15 protein-coding genes are annotated in these 14,023 nt (G+C 49.4%); all 15 read left to right on the forward strand.

The window, feature by feature from the left end; genetic code table 11:
* The coding region (locus tag H579_RS0103275; protein WP_028299493.1) for a transposase at positions 1-238 on the forward strand (238 nt) is incomplete at its 5' end.
* A 564-nt stretch (positions 239-802) separates the two neighbouring features.
* The gene (mnmG, locus tag H579_RS24040) at positions 803-2,737 is read left to right on the forward strand and encodes a tRNA uridine-5-carboxymethylaminomethyl(34) synthesis enzyme MnmG (RefSeq protein ID WP_051227270.1); all 1,935 of its coding nucleotides are present in this window, start codon (positions 803-805) and stop codon (positions 2,735-2,737) included.
* A gap of 6 nt (positions 2,738-2,743) precedes the next feature.
* Positions 2,744-3,370, forward strand: coding sequence for a 16S rRNA (guanine(527)-N(7))-methyltransferase RsmG (gene rsmG / locus H579_RS0103285; RefSeq protein WP_028299494.1), 627 nt, complete (start codon positions 2,744-2,746; stop codon positions 3,368-3,370).
* An 18-nt stretch (positions 3,371-3,388) separates the two neighbouring features.
* Positions 3,389-4,171, forward strand: a complete 783-nt coding sequence (locus H579_RS0103290; RefSeq protein ID WP_028299495.1) for a ParA family protein — start codon at positions 3,389-3,391, stop codon at positions 4,169-4,171.
* Positions 4,172-4,341: 170 nt separating this feature from the next.
* On the forward strand, positions 4,342-5,265 hold the full coding sequence (locus H579_RS0103295) for a ParB/RepB/Spo0J family partition protein (RefSeq protein WP_028299496.1): 924 nt from the start codon (positions 4,342-4,344) through the stop codon (positions 5,263-5,265).
* Between the two features lie 189 nt (positions 5,266-5,454).
* The gene (locus H579_RS0103300) at positions 5,455-5,838 is read left to right on the forward strand and encodes a F0F1 ATP synthase subunit I (protein ID WP_028299497.1); all 384 of its coding nucleotides are present in this window, start codon (positions 5,455-5,457) and stop codon (positions 5,836-5,838) included.
* A 39-nt stretch (positions 5,839-5,877) separates the two neighbouring features.
* Positions 5,878-6,699 (forward strand): F0F1 ATP synthase subunit A, encoded by an 822-nt coding sequence (gene atpB, locus H579_RS0103305; protein WP_028299498.1) that lies wholly within the window; start codon positions 5,878-5,880, stop codon positions 6,697-6,699.
* A gap of 84 nt (positions 6,700-6,783) precedes the next feature.
* Positions 6,784-7,041 (forward strand): F0F1 ATP synthase subunit C, encoded by a 258-nt coding sequence (gene atpE, locus H579_RS0103310; RefSeq protein ID WP_028299499.1) that lies wholly within the window; start codon positions 6,784-6,786, stop codon positions 7,039-7,041.
* Positions 7,042-7,101: 60 nt separating this feature from the next.
* Positions 7,102-7,572 carry a F0F1 ATP synthase subunit B gene (locus tag H579_RS0103315; RefSeq protein WP_028299500.1) on the forward strand — a complete coding sequence of 157 codons (471 nt, stop codon included), beginning with the start codon at positions 7,102-7,104 and terminating at the stop codon, positions 7,570-7,572.
* Between the two features lie 12 nt (positions 7,573-7,584).
* Entirely contained in the window at positions 7,585-8,118 is a 534-nt protein-coding gene (locus tag H579_RS0103320) for a F0F1 ATP synthase subunit delta (protein WP_028299501.1), read from the forward strand.
* A 16-nt stretch (positions 8,119-8,134) separates the two neighbouring features.
* Complete coding sequence (gene atpA / locus H579_RS0103325; RefSeq protein ID WP_028299502.1) at positions 8,135-9,679, forward strand: F0F1 ATP synthase subunit alpha; 1,545 nt, start codon at positions 8,135-8,137, stop codon at positions 9,677-9,679.
* 76 nt (positions 9,680-9,755) lie between these two features.
* Positions 9,756-10,613 carry a F0F1 ATP synthase subunit gamma gene (gene atpG, locus H579_RS0103330; RefSeq protein ID WP_028299503.1) on the forward strand — a complete coding sequence of 286 codons (858 nt, stop codon included), beginning with the start codon at positions 9,756-9,758 and terminating at the stop codon, positions 10,611-10,613.
* Positions 10,614-10,664: 51 nt separating this feature from the next.
* Entirely contained in the window at positions 10,665-12,080 is a 1,416-nt protein-coding gene (gene atpD / locus H579_RS24045) for a F0F1 ATP synthase subunit beta (protein WP_051227271.1), read from the forward strand.
* The gene (locus tag H579_RS0103340) at positions 12,071-12,496 is read left to right on the forward strand and encodes a F0F1 ATP synthase subunit epsilon (protein ID WP_028299504.1); all 426 of its coding nucleotides are present in this window, start codon (positions 12,071-12,073) and stop codon (positions 12,494-12,496) included. The genes atpD and H579_RS0103340 overlap by 10 nt, the downstream gene beginning before the upstream one ends.
* 167 nt (positions 12,497-12,663) lie before the next feature.
* The gene (gene glmU / locus H579_RS0103345) at positions 12,664-14,010 is read left to right on the forward strand and encodes a bifunctional UDP-N-acetylglucosamine diphosphorylase/glucosamine-1-phosphate N-acetyltransferase GlmU (protein WP_028299505.1); all 1,347 of its coding nucleotides are present in this window, start codon (positions 12,664-12,666) and stop codon (positions 14,008-14,010) included.
* Positions 14,011-14,023: the final 13 nt, after the last annotated feature.

Raw genomic sequence — 14,023 nt, forward strand, 5'->3', positions numbered from 1 at the left:
GCAATGGAAAGGAAGAAGCCGTTTAAGTAAGCAGGGGCCAGCCAAAATAAGAGCAAAGCTCTATATGGCAGCAGTCAGTTGTTTACAACATAACCCAGATATTCGACATCAATTTAAGCGTTTAGTAGAGAAGGGTAAAAGTAAAGTGCAGGCCCTGTGCGCAGGTATGCGCAAGCTTGTTCAAATTTGTTTTGGTGTTGTAAAGCATCAAAGCGAATATCACCCTCAATCAGCCTAAAAGAGCTGTTGAAGGTGATTTGGAGAGATGGTATCTACGATTACTGCTCTCCCACCGTTCTAGCAAAACAACACAAGCCTCACTTCGTTTGATCTTGGCTCAAATGCAATGCTCTCGGTCCTCTTACCCTTCTAGCTGCTTCGTTCAGCCTTAAGCCTCCAGCTTTCCAGCCCTAAAAACCTAACTTTCCTGTTCTGTATAACCCCAAGTATAATGATGGCTGAGCTATTGGGAAAAACTCAGGATAAATCTCCCTGTGTATAACTAGCTGCTTTATGCACACCCTACCCCCCGCTTCCTACCATGTTGCTGATAGCTAATACCTATGGTTAATCACATTACGCAAGCCCTCTATAATCTAGCTTTAAATGAGTTATCCACAAAATTTATCCACACAATAACAATCACTATATTTATCTTCTTTTAAAATAAGTTAATTGATTATTGTGATTAACTTTCTGGAAAAATCTTCACGTTATACACACCCCTGCTACTTCTCATTTCTCTGGCTAGGTATATACTTGTGTCCCTTTTGCACGAACAGTCATAAATAGAGGTGAAATAGTGGATTATCCAACCCGCTTTGATGTCATTGTGATCGGTGGAGGTCACGCGGGAACAGAGGCCGCTCTGGCTTCGGCACGGATGGGCTGCTCTACCCTGCTACTAACCCATAACATCGAAACTCTGGGACAGATGTCCTGTAACCCAGCCATTGGTGGTATCGGTAAAAGCCATTTGGTGAAGGAGATTGATGCCTTAGGTGGTGCTATGGCATTGGCTACTGACAAAGGTGGTATTCAGTTTCGTACCCTGAATAGCCGTAAAGGCCCGGCTGTTCGTGCCACCCGCGCACAGGCAGATCGTATTCTGTATAAGGCGGCGATTCGCACTATCCTGGAAAACCAGCCTAATCTGACCATCTTTCAGCAATCTGCTGATGATCTGATTATGGATGGCGATAAGGTGGCTGGAGCCGTCACGCAATCAGGGCTGCGTTTCCACTCTGAAACCGTGGTACTGACAGCAGGAACCTTCCTGGGCGGTATTATCCACATAGGCCTGGAGCAGCATTCCGGCGGTCGTGCCGGTGATCCACCATCGATTGCGTTGGCGAATCGTCTGCGTGAGATGCCGTTTCGTGTAGCACGTCTGAAAACCGGTACTCCACCTCGTATTGATGCCAAAACAGTAGACTTCTCAGTGATGACAGAACAGCCCGGTGATACACCGACGCCAGTGATGTCTTTCCTGGGTAAGCAATCCGATCATCCTGAGCAGATCAGCTGCTACATCACCCATACCAATGAGCGTACCCACGATATTATCCGTGCGGGGCTGGATCGCTCACCCATGTATACCGGGGTGATTGAAGGGGTTGGGCCAAGATACTGCCCATCCATCGAAGATAAGATTCACCGCTTTGCCGATAAAGACAGCCATCAGGTGTTTATCGAGCCGGAAGGCTTGACCACCCATGAGTTGTACCCGAACGGGATTTCCACCAGTCTGCCGTTTGATGTTCAGCTGGAGCTGGTGCGTTCTATGCGCGGTATGGAAAACGCTCATATCATGCGTCCGGGTTATGCCATCGAATACGATTTCTTTAATCCACAGGACCTGAAACACACTCTGGAAACCAAATTTGTCCACAACCTGTTTTTTGCCGGTCAGATCAACGGTACGACAGGTTATGAGGAGGCCGGTGCTCAAGGCCTGTTAGCGGGTCTGAATGCGGGTTTGCGTGCTCAGGGCAAAGAGGGCTGGTACCCCCGTCGCGATGAAGCCTATATCGGCGTTATGGTGGATGATCTGATTACGCTGGGAACCAATGAGCCGTACCGTATGTTTACCAGCCGGGCGGAGTATCGTCTGATTCTGCGTGAAGATAACGCCGATCTGCGTCTGACAGAAAAAGGCCGTGAGCTGGGGCTGGTGGATGATTTGCGTTGGGCTGCGTTCAGTGCCAAAAAAGAGGGCATTGAGCAGGAGACAGAGCGTCTGGCCAGCAGCTGGATTCAGCCAAAAACCGAACAAGCGGAAAAGATCCAGGAGAAGACCGGCCAGCCAATGGCACGGGAATACAATCTGTTGGATCTGCTGAAACGTCCCGAACTGGAATACGATGACGTCGCCAATCTGCGCGGCGAAGCGGTTGAAGATCCTCAAGTAGCCGAGCAGGTGCAGATTCAGGTGAAGTACGCCGGTTATATCGCCCGCCAGCAGGAAGAGATCGAAAAACTGCGTCGCCATGAAAATACGCCGTTACCGGCCGATATGGACTACAGCGGTATCGATGGTATGTCCAATGAGATTCGTCAGAAACTGAGTGAAGCCAAACCTCAGACGCTGGCTGCGGCCAGTCGTATTCCGGGGGTGACGCCAGCTGCGGTTTCATTGCTGCTGATTCATTTGAAAAAGCGTTCCATGCTGCAAAAAAGCACCCAGAGCGTAGACGGCACTCAACAGAACAACCAAGTACAGCAGGCAGAGGCATAAACGAGCATGACACTGGAGCAACAACTGGCACAAGGCATCAGCCAAATGGGGCTGGATATCAGTGCAGAACAGCAGAGCAAACTGATGGATTACCTCAATCTGCTGGCCAAGTGGAACAAGGCGTTTAACCTGACCGCTGTGCGTGATCCTGCAGAGATGGTGTCCCGTCATCTGTTGGACAGTTTAAGTATTCTGCCCTATGTCAAAGGCCCACGTTGTATCGATGTGGGTTCTGGCGGCGGCTTACCGGGTATCCCGCTGGCAATTATTCGTCCTGACCTGGATATTACCTTGTTGGACAGTAATGGTAAAAAAAGCCGTTTTCAGTTTCAGGCCGTCACCACGCTGCAACTGAACAATGTTCAGGTAGAAAATAAACGGGTGGAAGCCTTCCAGCCGGAGCAGGGCTACGATCAAATTATCAGTCGGGCTTTCAGCTCGATGGAAGATATGGTCAACTGGACCCTGCATTTTGCCGATGAGAATACACAATGGCTGGCGATGAAGGGGGTTTATCCTCATGATGAGCTGGCGGCATTACCCGATAATATTCTTTGTCAGACTGTACATACCCTGCATGTACCAGGCACCGAGGGGGAGCGGCACCTGGTAGAGCTGAAGCGGGTGTCTTAATCCGTAAGGAAGAAAGTGATGGCCAATATTTTTGCAGTGACCAATCAGAAAGGCGGTGTGGGTAAAACCACTACTTGCGTCAACTTGGCGGCGTCTTTGGTGGCGACCAAGCGTAAGGTGCTGCTGATTGATCTGGATCCCCAGGGAAATGCCACTATGGGCAGTGGCGTGGATAAATACAGCTGTGAAGTATCCGTATGCGACCTCTTGCTGGGCGAAGCCAGCTTTGATGAAGTGGTCCGGAAAACTGATCCGGCGGGCTATGATATTCTGCCCGCTAATGCGGAACTGACCTCTGCGGAGGTGCATCTGCTACAGCAGGGTAACGGTGGCCTGAGTCTGAAAACAGCCCTGTCAGAGAATCAGTCCAAATATGATTTTATTCTGATCGACTGTCCGCCATCGCTGAATATGCTGACGGTGAATGCGCTAACGGCTGCTCGGGGTGTGATTATTCCGGTGCAGTGTGAGTACTATGCGCTGGAGGGACTCTCTTCGCTGATTCAGACCATCGAGCAGATCAGTGAAAGTATCAACCCGGATCTGCAGGTAGAAGGCCTGTTACGTACCATGTTTGATCCTCGCAATAGCCTGACCCGTGATGTGTCAGCTCAGCTGACGGAACACTTTGGTGATAAGGTTTACAACACCGTGATTCCACGCAATGTACGTCTGGCAGAAGCCCCTAGTCATGGTTTACCTGTATTGGCTTACGATGAGAAGTCCAAAGGCAGTCTGGCTTATCTGGCCCTGGCCGGAGAGCTGACCCGCAAAAACAAGAAAAAGAAAGTAACCGCCTGATCGCTGTAATCCCTATGTCATTTTAAAACCCATGTTGAACCGGACAGAGAGATGTCTGGTCAAGATGCGTTGTCATGGATACCAGGAAAGGTCAAATAAGGGCATGTTCAATCGTGTCCTGATGCTTTAACGCTTTAGGTGTTCATCATTTAACGGAGTTTGAAGTAACAATGTCGGCAAAAAAACGTGGTTTAGGACGTGGGCTTGATGCCCTGCTTGGCTCAGGTATGGCAAAGGCTAGTGAGCCCCGTGATGTGCCTGTTACTCCTCCTGTTGCAGAAAAAAATACTCCTGCCCAGGAAACTTCAGAGATTAAAGATGGTCAGATGAGGCACCTGCCGGTAGAGTTTCTGCGTCGTGGCCGTTATCAGCCCCGGCGTGATATGAATCCGGACTCCCTGGAAGATCTGGCGAGCTCTATTCGTGCCCAGGGTATTATGCAGCCTATTGTGGTACGTCCGCTGGCAGGTAAAGACGAGTTTGAAATTATTGCCGGTGAGCGCCGTTGGCGTGCCGCTCAGTTAGCAGAGCTGGATCAGGTGCCTGTTATCGTGCGCTATGTCAGTGACGATGCTGCGGTCGCGATGGCGTTGATTGAGAATATCCAGCGCGAAAATCTAAATCCGGTTGAAGAAGCCTTTGCTTTGCAGCGTCTGCAACAGGAATTTGAGCTAACTCAGCAGCAGGTAGCTGATGCTGTGGGTAAGTCACGCTCAGCCGTCACAAACCTGTTACGACTGTTGGCGTTGCCTGATGATGTGAAAAAGATGCTGGAATATGGTGATCTGGAGATGGGACATGCCCGTGCGCTGCTAGGTCTGGACCAGGAACAGCAGAGTCATGCCGCTCGCCAAGTGGTGGCTAAGGGCATGTCGGTGCGTCAGACCGAAGCGCTGGTGCGCAAGATGCAGCAGCCGCCTGCAGAGAAAGCGAAGCCAATGCATAGTGCTGATGTAGAGCGACTGGAGCGCACACTGGGTGAACGCCTGGGAACAGGGGTTCAAATTCGTCACAATCAGAAGGGTAAAGGCAAGCTGGTGATCAGCTATGGCAGTCTGGATGAGTTGGACGGGATTCTTGGTCACATTAAATAAGTGGCCGCGAATAAGTTATCCACATGGGGAAGAAAACTCATCTATTGGTCTTATTAAACGGTTTTCTGTGGGTAATTATGTTGAATGGCATTGGCAATGCCCCTATAATCCTGTGCCGTCACAATCGGACAGTAGTGTGAATTTCAACTTGCGAAGCATCGGTTAAGCCGGTGTTTTTTAGGAGAGGCGATGGGCGCCAAAAGCGCACAGTTACGACGACCGAAGGTTCTACGTGTTGTCGCTTTACAGGTTGTCGTAACCCTCCTGGTAACACTAGGCAGTTTTCTAGCCAAGGGTTCTGTTGAAGCGTATTCCGCACTGTTAGGTGGTGTCGTCTGTTTTTTACCCAACCTGTATTTTGCCTGGGCAGCTTTCCGCTATCAGGGCGCGCAGGCGGCAAAACAGATCGTCCGCTCGTTTTATAAAGCGGAAGCAGTGAAGTTTGGTTTAACGGCCGTATTATTTGCTTTGGTTTTTGCCTTAGTACGTCCCTTAAACCCAATTTATTTCTTTTTAACTTACGCTGTGGTTCAAGTAGTGCATTGGCTATCTCCTTTGGTGATAAAACGCTGATTCGTTACGGACAACCACCGGAAAATATCGAGGAAGACAATGGCAGGCGCAAATCCGACACCTTCCGAGTACATACAACACCACCTGCAAAACCTGACATATGGTTTGCATCCTGAAAATGGCATGGGCTTTGCTCACGGTGCCAAGGAAGCAGCCGAGATGGGTTTCTGGGCGATTCATGTAGATACTCTGGGATGGTCACTCTTTTTAGGTTTAATCTTTATCACTCTGTTCCGTAAAGCCGCTAAAAATGCCACAACTGGCGTTCCGGGTGGTTTGCAGAACTTTGTTGAAATTCTGGTTGAGTTTGTTGATCAGAGTGTGAAGGACACCTTCCACGGTCGTAGCAGCCTGATTGCTCCGTTAGCACTGACCATCTTCGTCTGGGTATTCCTGATGAACCTGATGGATCTGGTGCCGGTAGACTTCCTGCCATCTCTGTTTATGGTACTGGGCGTTGATTACATGAAAGTGGTACCGACCACTGATGTGAACGCGACTCTGGGTATGTCCCTGTCTGTATTCGCTCTGATTATCTACTACAGCATCAAGGTTAAGGGTGTGAGTGGTTTCGTTGGCGAACTGACTCTGCAGCCTTTTGGTAAGAAGATGATTCCTTTCAACTTGCTGTTGGAAGGTGTTGGACTGATCGCTAAGCCAATCTCTCTGGCACTGCGACTGTTCGGTAACCTGTACGCAGGTGAGCTGATCTTCATTCTGATCGCTATTATGCCGTTCTGGATCCAATGGGCTCTGTCCGTACCTTGGGCAATCTTCCACATCCTGGTAATCGTACTGCAAGCATTCATCTTCATGATGCTGACGATCGTTTACCTGAGCATGGCTTGTGAAGATCACTAAGATTTTGTTTTATCGCTTTAACTTTAACCTTTAACTGAAATTTAATTTCTTAAACTTCAACTTGAGAAAAACTGGGAGAAAAAAATGGAACAAGTACTGGGTTTAACCGCCGTTGCTGTTGCTCTGCTGATCGGTCTGGGTGCACTGGGCACCGCGATTGGTTTTGGTCTGCTGGGTGGTAAATTCCTGGAAGGCGCTGCTCGTCAACCAGAGATGGTTCCTATGCTGCAGGTTAAAATGTTCATCGTTGCGGGTCTGCTGGATGCTGTAACTATGATCGGTGTTGGTATCGCACTGTTCTTCACTTTCGCGAATCCGTTCGTAGCTCAACTTGCTGGTTAATCATTAAGCTGGTTTTTTTAACCCTTAATCGATCAACACTGGAAAGCAAGGGGTGATGGCGTGAATCTGAACTTAACACTGGTAGGCCAAGCCATCTCGTTTGCGATTTTTGTCTGGTTCTGCATGAAGTACGTATGGCCTCCTGTAATGGAAGCCATGCATGCTCGCCAGAAAAAAATTGCAGATGGTTTGGATGCTGCAAGTCGTGCCGCACGTGACCTTGAACTGGCTCAAGAAAAAGCCGGTCAACAGTTACGTGAAGGTAAAGAACAAGCAGCCCTGATTATTGAGCAAGCGAATAAGCGAGCTAACCAAATCGTTGAAGAAGCAAAAGACAATGCACGCTCTGAAGGCGAACGTTTACTGGCTGCCGCTCAAGCTGAGATTGAGCAGGAAGTAAACCGCGCTAAAGAAGAGCTGCGCAAGCAAGTGTCTACACTGGCACTGAAAGGCGCTGAGCAAGTTCTGAACGCTTCTATTGACGAAAAAGCCCACGCTGAGCTTGTCGAGAAACTCGCAGCTGAGCTATAAGCGAGGTGACCGATGGCTGAATTAAGCACTGTTGCCCGGCCATATGCAAAAGCTGCCTTTGAGTATGCTTTGAGCCAGGGCAAATTGGCTGAATGGTCTAATATGCTGGCAGCCGCAGCAAATGCTGTATCTGACCCAGCTGTTCAGAATGTACTGAGCAACCCAGCCGTATCTCACGATCAGAAAGCAGGTGTCATCAATGATATCTGTCCTGACTTGGATGAGAATGGCAGAAACTTTGTACAAACTCTGAGCGAAGTAAGCCGTTTGTCTCTGTTCCCTCAAATTGCTGAGCAATTTGAAACGCTGAAGGCGGAACAGGAAAAAATGGTTGAGGTGGAAATTACTTCTGCCTATGAGCTGACAAATGAACAGCAGACCAAGTTGGCACAAGCTCTGCAAAAACGTTTGAATCGTGAAATTAAAATCCAGACTCAGGTCGACAAGAGCCTCATAGGCGGCGTTTTGATCCATGCTGGCGATACTGTTATTGACGGTTCAGTACGTGGAAAGCTTGCGAAATTGGCCGAGGCAATGAATTCCTGAGTTTGAGGGACATGGCATGCAGCAACTGAATCCATCTGAGATCAGCGAAATTATCAAGAAGCGCATCGAAAATACCGATGTGACTTCTGAAGCCCGTACACAGGGCACAATTGTAAGCGTATCCGACGGTATCGTAACCATTCATGGTCTGGCTGACGTAATGTACGGGGAGATGATTGAATTCCCTGGCGGCGTGTACGGCATGGCGATGAACCTGGAGCGTGACTCTGTTGGTGCTGTAGTGTTAGGTGATTACCTATCACTGCAGGAAGGCATGACTGCTAAATGTACTGGTCGTATTCTGGAAGCTCCAGTTGGTCCAGAACTGAAAGGTCGTGTTGTAGACGCACTGGGTAACCCAATCGATGGTAAAGGCCCGATCGACGCGAAAGAAACTGACGCGGTTGAGAAGGTAGCACCAGGCGTACTGTGGCGTAAGTCGGTAGATCAACCAGTTCAAACTGGTTATAAAGCGGTCGACGCCATGGTACCGGTAGGTCGTGGTCAGCGTGAGCTGATCATTGGCGACCGTCAGATTGGTAAGACTGCGATCGCGATTGACGCAATCATCAACCAGAAAGATTCAGGTATTACCTGTATCTATGTGGCGATTGGTCAGAAGCAGTCTACTATTGCTAACGTAGTACGTAAGCTGGAAGAGCACGGTGCTATGGATCACACCATCGTTGTAAACGCTGGTGCATCCGATCCTGCTTCCATGCAGTTCCTGGCGCCGTACGCCGGTTGCTCCATGGGTGAATACTTCCGTGACCGTGGTGAAGACGCTCTGATCATCTACGATGATCTGACTAAACAAGCATGGGCATATCGTCAGATTTCCCTGCTTCTGCGTCGTCCACCTGGTCGTGAAGCATACCCAGGTGACGTTTTCTACCTCCACTCCCGTCTGCTGGAACGTGCTTCTCGTGTAAGTGAAGAGTACGTTGAGAAGTTCACCAATGGTGAAGTGAAAGGCCAGACTGGTTCTCTGACGGCTCTGCCGATCATTGAAACTCAAGGTGGTGACGTATCTGCATTCGTACCGACCAACGTAATTTCCATTACCGATGGTCAGATCTTCGTAGAAACCAGCATGTTTAACGCGGGTATTCGTCCTGCAATGAACGCCGGTATCTCGGTATCTCGTGTAGGTGGTGCAGCACAGACTAAGCTGATTTCCAAACTGGGCGGTGGTATTCGTCTGGCACTGGCTCAGTATCGTGAACTGGCAGCATTCTCCCAGTTTGCATCTGACCTGGATGAAGCGACTCGTAAGCAGCTGGAGCACGGTCAGCGTGTAACTGAGCTGATGAAGCAGAAACAGTACTCTCCTCTGTCTATCGCAGAAATGGGTGTTGTACTGTACGCCGCTAACGAAGGTTTCCTGGACGATGTTCCAGTAAACAAAATTGGTGATTTTGAAGCCGGCCTGCTGTCTTTCATGAACAGTGAAAAAGCAGACTTTATGGCAGCGACTAACCAATCTGGCGCTTACAACGACGATATCAAAGCTGGCTTTAAAGCTGGTATTGAGCAATTCAAAGCAACTCAAACCTGGTAAGTTGTTTGCCCACAGTGTCTAGCTGTGGGCACCCATTACTGAGTTTAAGTTTGTTTTTTGAATAAGGCGAGATGCTATGGCAGTCGGAAAAGAGATTAAAAACCAGATCGCGAGCATCGGTAACACGCGTAAGATTACAAGCGCGATGGAGATGGTTGCCGCGAGTAAGATGCGCCGTGCACAAGATCGCATGGCCGCCAGCCAGCCTTATGCTAAGCAGATTCGTAAAGTTGTAGGTCATATTGCTAACGCAACACCTGAGTATCGCCACCAGTATATGGAAGAGCGAGATGTAAAACGTGTGGGTTACATCGTTGTTTCTTCTGATCGTGGTCTTTGTGGTGGTCTGAACGTGAATATGTTCAAGGCCATGCTGAAGAACATGAAGGAATGGCATGCTAAGGGCGTAGAACAACAGTTCTGTGCAGTTGGTAATAAAGCCGTAGCTTTCTTCCGCTCCAATGGTGGCAAAGTATTGGCCACTAAAACCGGACTGGGTGACGCTCCGGTTGCGAGCGATCTGATTGGTAGTGTCAAGGTAGTACTTGATGCCTATGATGCAGGTGAACTGGATCGTGTTTATCTGGTGTACAACCAGTTTGTAAACACGATGACCCAGAAGCCGGTTGTAGAGCAGTTACTGCCTTTGCAGGCTGAAGAAGAAACCGCCGCTGATCACTGGGACTACCTGTATGAACCGGATGCTAAAGAGCTTCTGGATAAGGTACTGGTACGTTACGTTGAGTCTCAAACGTATCAGGCAGTGGTCGAGAACAATGCTTGTGAGCAGTCCGCGCGTATGTTGGCGATGAAAAACGCCACCGATAACGCCGGTGACCTGATCAACAGCCTTCAGTTGGTATACAACAAGGCGCGTCAGGCAGCGATTACACAGGAAATTTCCGAAATCGTGGGCGGTGCTGCAGCGGTATAACGCTGAGCCACAAGCAAGCGGGTTTCAATTGCAGGTTTAAGAGGAACCAAAATGAGTAGCGGACGTATCGTTCAGATTATCGGCGCTGTAATCGACGTGGAATTCCCACGCGATTCCGTGCCAAAAGTTTACGACGCGCTGACGGTTAGCAACACCGAAATTACTCTGGAAGTTCAGCAGCAGCTGGGTGACGGTGTTGTACGTACCATTGCGATGGGCTCCACTGAGGGTCTGAAGCGCGGACTGGAAGCAGTTAATACTGACGCTCCGATTTCTGTACCAGTGGGTACTGAAACTCTGGGTCGTATTATGGACGTTCTGGGTCGCCCAATCGACGAAAAAGGTCCGATTGGCGAGAAAGAGCGTATGGCTATTCACCGTACTGCACCGACTTATGCCGATCAGTCCAACAGCACTGAGCTGCTGGAAACCGGTATTAAGGTAATCGACCTGGTATGCCCATTCGCTAAGGGTGGTAAAGTAGGTCTGTTCGGTGGTGCGGGTGTAGGTAAAACTGTAAACATGATGGAGCTGATCCGTAACATCGCGATCGAGCACTCCGGTTATTCCGTGTTTGCAGGCGTGGGTGAGCGTACTCGTGAGGGTAATGACTTCTACCACGAAATGACCGAATCTAACGTACTGGACAAAGTATCTCTGGTATATGGTCAGATGAATGAGCCACCGGGTAACCGTCTGCGTGTTGCTCTGACTGGTCTGACTATGGCTGAGAAGTTCCGTGACGAAGGTCGTGATGTACTGTTCTTCGTAGATAACATCTACCGTTATACACTGGCAGGTACTGAAGTATCAGCACTGCTGGGTCGTATGCCTTCTGCGGTAGGTTATCAGCCTACTCTGGCAGAAGAGATGGGTGTACTTCAGGAGCGTATTACGTCGACTAAGACAGGTTCTATTACGTCCATTCAGGCGGTATACGTACCGGCGGATGACTTGACTGACCCGTCTCCAGCGACAACCTTCTCTCACTTGGATGCGACCGTTGTACTGTCTCGTGACATCGCTGCACTGGGTATTTACCCTGCGGTAGATCCACTGGATTCCACCTCTCGTCAGCTGGATCCTCTGGTAATTGGTCAAGAGCATTACGATGTAGCCCGTGGTGTACAGGGTACGCTTCAGCGCTATAAAGAGCTGAAAGATATCATCGCGATTCTGGGTATGGACGAGCTGTCTGATGAAGACAAGCAAACTGTATCCCGTGCGCGTAAGATTCAGCGCTTCCTGTCTCAGCCATTCTTCGTAGCTGAAATCTTTACCGGTGCACCAGGTAAGTATGTTTCTCTGAAAGACACTATTCGTGGCTTCCAGGGCATTCTGAACGGTGAATACGATGACCTGCCAGAACAGGCGTTCTACATGGTCGGCGGTATCGAAGAAGCTGTAGAAAAAGCTAAGAAGCAATTAGCTTTTTCCCGAAGTAGAGAGGCAAGACCATGGCTATAACCGTCCACTGCGATATCGTAAGTGCCGAGAAGTCTATCTTCTCCGGGCGTGTGGAGCTGGTTGTTGCCGCCGGTATCTTGGGTGATCTGGGTGTAGCCCCAGGTCACGCACCGTTACTGACGGAGCTGCAACCTGGCCCTGTTCGCGTGAAGAAGCAGAATAGTGAAGAAGAAGTCTTCTACGTATCTGGCGGTTTTATCGAGGTTCAACCGAACCTGGTAACTGTCCTTGCAGATTCTGCTGTTCGTGCGAATGAGATTGATGAAGCTGAAGCTGAAAAAGCGAAGGCTGATGCAGAGCGTGCTCTGATCAATCAATCTTCTGAGTTTGAATACTCAAAAGCTGCGGCTGAACTTGCTCAAGCTGCTGCGCGTCTGCGTACAGTACAGCAACTGCGTCGTAAGCTGGGTGCTTAATCAGCACCGCTCGAAAAAAGGCGGCCTTTGGGCCGCCTTTTTTTTTGTCTGAAATTTGCGCTATTTTTGCCCTTTCCGATAAGGCTTTATTGCTACGCTGACAAGGCATTATCGGTAAGGATTTATTAGTATGACACTCTGCATCTGATCAATTGGGTAAAGAAAGTATGATCACTGATATCGTCATTCTGGCTGCGGGCCAGGGCACGCGTATGCGTTCAGCAAAACCTAAGGTACTGCACACCATTGCTGGTAAGCCTATGGTGGAACATGTGATTAATCAGGCGCAGAGCATTCCTGATAGCCGTATCCACCTGGTGGTGGGGCATGGTGCTGAGCAGGTTAAAGCTGCGTTAAGTGATTACTCTGTAAATTTTGTGACTCAATCAGAGCAGTTGGGCACCGGTCATGCGGTAGCCCAGGCCCTACCCTCTTTGACCGAAGGCAGTCGGGTACTGATACTTTACGGTGATGTACCACTGACACCGGCCGATGTAATGACCGCGATGCTCAGTCAGGTCACCGCTAATAGCATGAGTCTGTTAACGGTTGAACTGGCCAATCCTCAGGGTTATGGTCGCATTGTGCGTCAGTCAGGTGCCATTACTGCGATTGTTGAGCATAAGGACGCATCGGATGATCAACGCCAGATCCGTGAAATCAATACTGGCATTATGGCGGTCAGCCAATCGCATCTGGCGAAATGGTTACCGACCCTTTCCAGTGATAATGCCCAGAGTGAATATTATCTGACAGATATTATTGCCATGGCCGCGAGTGAACAGGTTGCTGTGGTGGGTAGCCAACCTGCTTTTGAGCAGTTAGTACAAGGGGTTAATAACCGTCAACAGCAGGCGGAACTGGAGCGTTGGTATCAGCGTCAGTTAGCCGAGCAGCTGATGGCTGAAGGTGCGACGCTGGCTGATCCGGCGCGTATTGATATTCGTGGCGAGCTGAGCACAGGTAGTGATTGTTTTATCGATATTAATACCCTGTTCGAAGGCAAAGTTGAGCTGGGAAACAATGTTACCGTGGGTGCGAACTGCATCCTGAAAAATTGCACTGTTGCTGATGGCTCTGTGATTGAACCTAATAGCATAATTGACCAATCCACGGTGGCAGAAAACTGTACCGTTGGCCCTTATGCCCGACTTCGCCCCGGCACTGAATTAGCCATTGGCGCTAAGATTGGTAACTTTGTGGAGACTAAGAAAAGCCTCATTGGTGAAGGGGCGAAAGTCAACCACCTGACCTATATTGGTGATGCTGAAATTGGTGCCAAAGTGAATGTGGGAGCCGGCACAATTACTTGTAACTATGATGGTGTGAATAAATTTAAAACAGTGGTAGGCTCGGGGGCTTTTATTGGTTCCAACACCTCTCTGGTGGCCCCTGTCTCTGTGGGTGAGAATGCAGTGATTGGAGCCGGTTCGACCATTACTAAGGACGTTGAAGATAATGCATTATCCGTCGCCCGTGGTCGTCAGCTGACAAAATCAAACTGGAAGAAATAATTACAGGAGCATC

It is taken from the genome of Oceanospirillum beijerinckii DSM 7166 (assembly GCF_000422425.1).
Lineage (GTDB): Bacteria > Pseudomonadota > Gammaproteobacteria > Pseudomonadales > Halomonadaceae > Oceanospirillum > Oceanospirillum beijerinckii.

Excerpts from the sequence above, each read along its gene's own strand:
- H579_RS0103290 (WP_028299495.1), top strand. The coding sequence starts at position 3,389 with ATGGCCAATATTTTTGCAGTGACCAATCAGAAAGGCGGTGTGGGTAAA.
- rsmG (WP_028299494.1), top strand. The coding sequence starts at position 2,744 with ATGACACTGGAGCAACAACTGGCACAAGGCATCAGCCAAATGGGGCTG.
- H579_RS0103300 (WP_028299497.1), top strand. The coding sequence starts at position 5,455 with ATGGGCGCCAAAAGCGCACAGTTACGACGACCGAAGGTTCTACGTGTT.
- atpD (WP_051227271.1), top strand. The coding sequence starts at position 10,665 with ATGAGTAGCGGACGTATCGTTCAGATTATCGGCGCTGTAATCGACGTG.
- H579_RS0103320 (WP_028299501.1), top strand. The coding sequence starts at position 7,585 with ATGGCTGAATTAAGCACTGTTGCCCGGCCATATGCAAAAGCTGCCTTT.
- atpE (WP_028299499.1), top strand. The coding sequence starts at position 6,784 with ATGGAACAAGTACTGGGTTTAACCGCCGTTGCTGTTGCTCTGCTGATC.
- atpA (WP_028299502.1), top strand. The coding sequence starts at position 8,135 with ATGCAGCAACTGAATCCATCTGAGATCAGCGAAATTATCAAGAAGCGC.
- atpB (WP_028299498.1), top strand. The coding sequence starts at position 5,878 with ATGGCAGGCGCAAATCCGACACCTTCCGAGTACATACAACACCACCTG.
- atpG (WP_028299503.1), top strand. The coding sequence starts at position 9,756 with ATGGCAGTCGGAAAAGAGATTAAAAACCAGATCGCGAGCATCGGTAAC.
- H579_RS0103295 (WP_028299496.1), top strand. The coding sequence starts at position 4,342 with ATGTCGGCAAAAAAACGTGGTTTAGGACGTGGGCTTGATGCCCTGCTT.
- H579_RS0103340 (WP_028299504.1), top strand. The coding sequence starts at position 12,071 with ATGGCTATAACCGTCCACTGCGATATCGTAAGTGCCGAGAAGTCTATC.
- glmU (WP_028299505.1), top strand. The coding sequence starts at position 12,664 with ATGATCACTGATATCGTCATTCTGGCTGCGGGCCAGGGCACGCGTATG.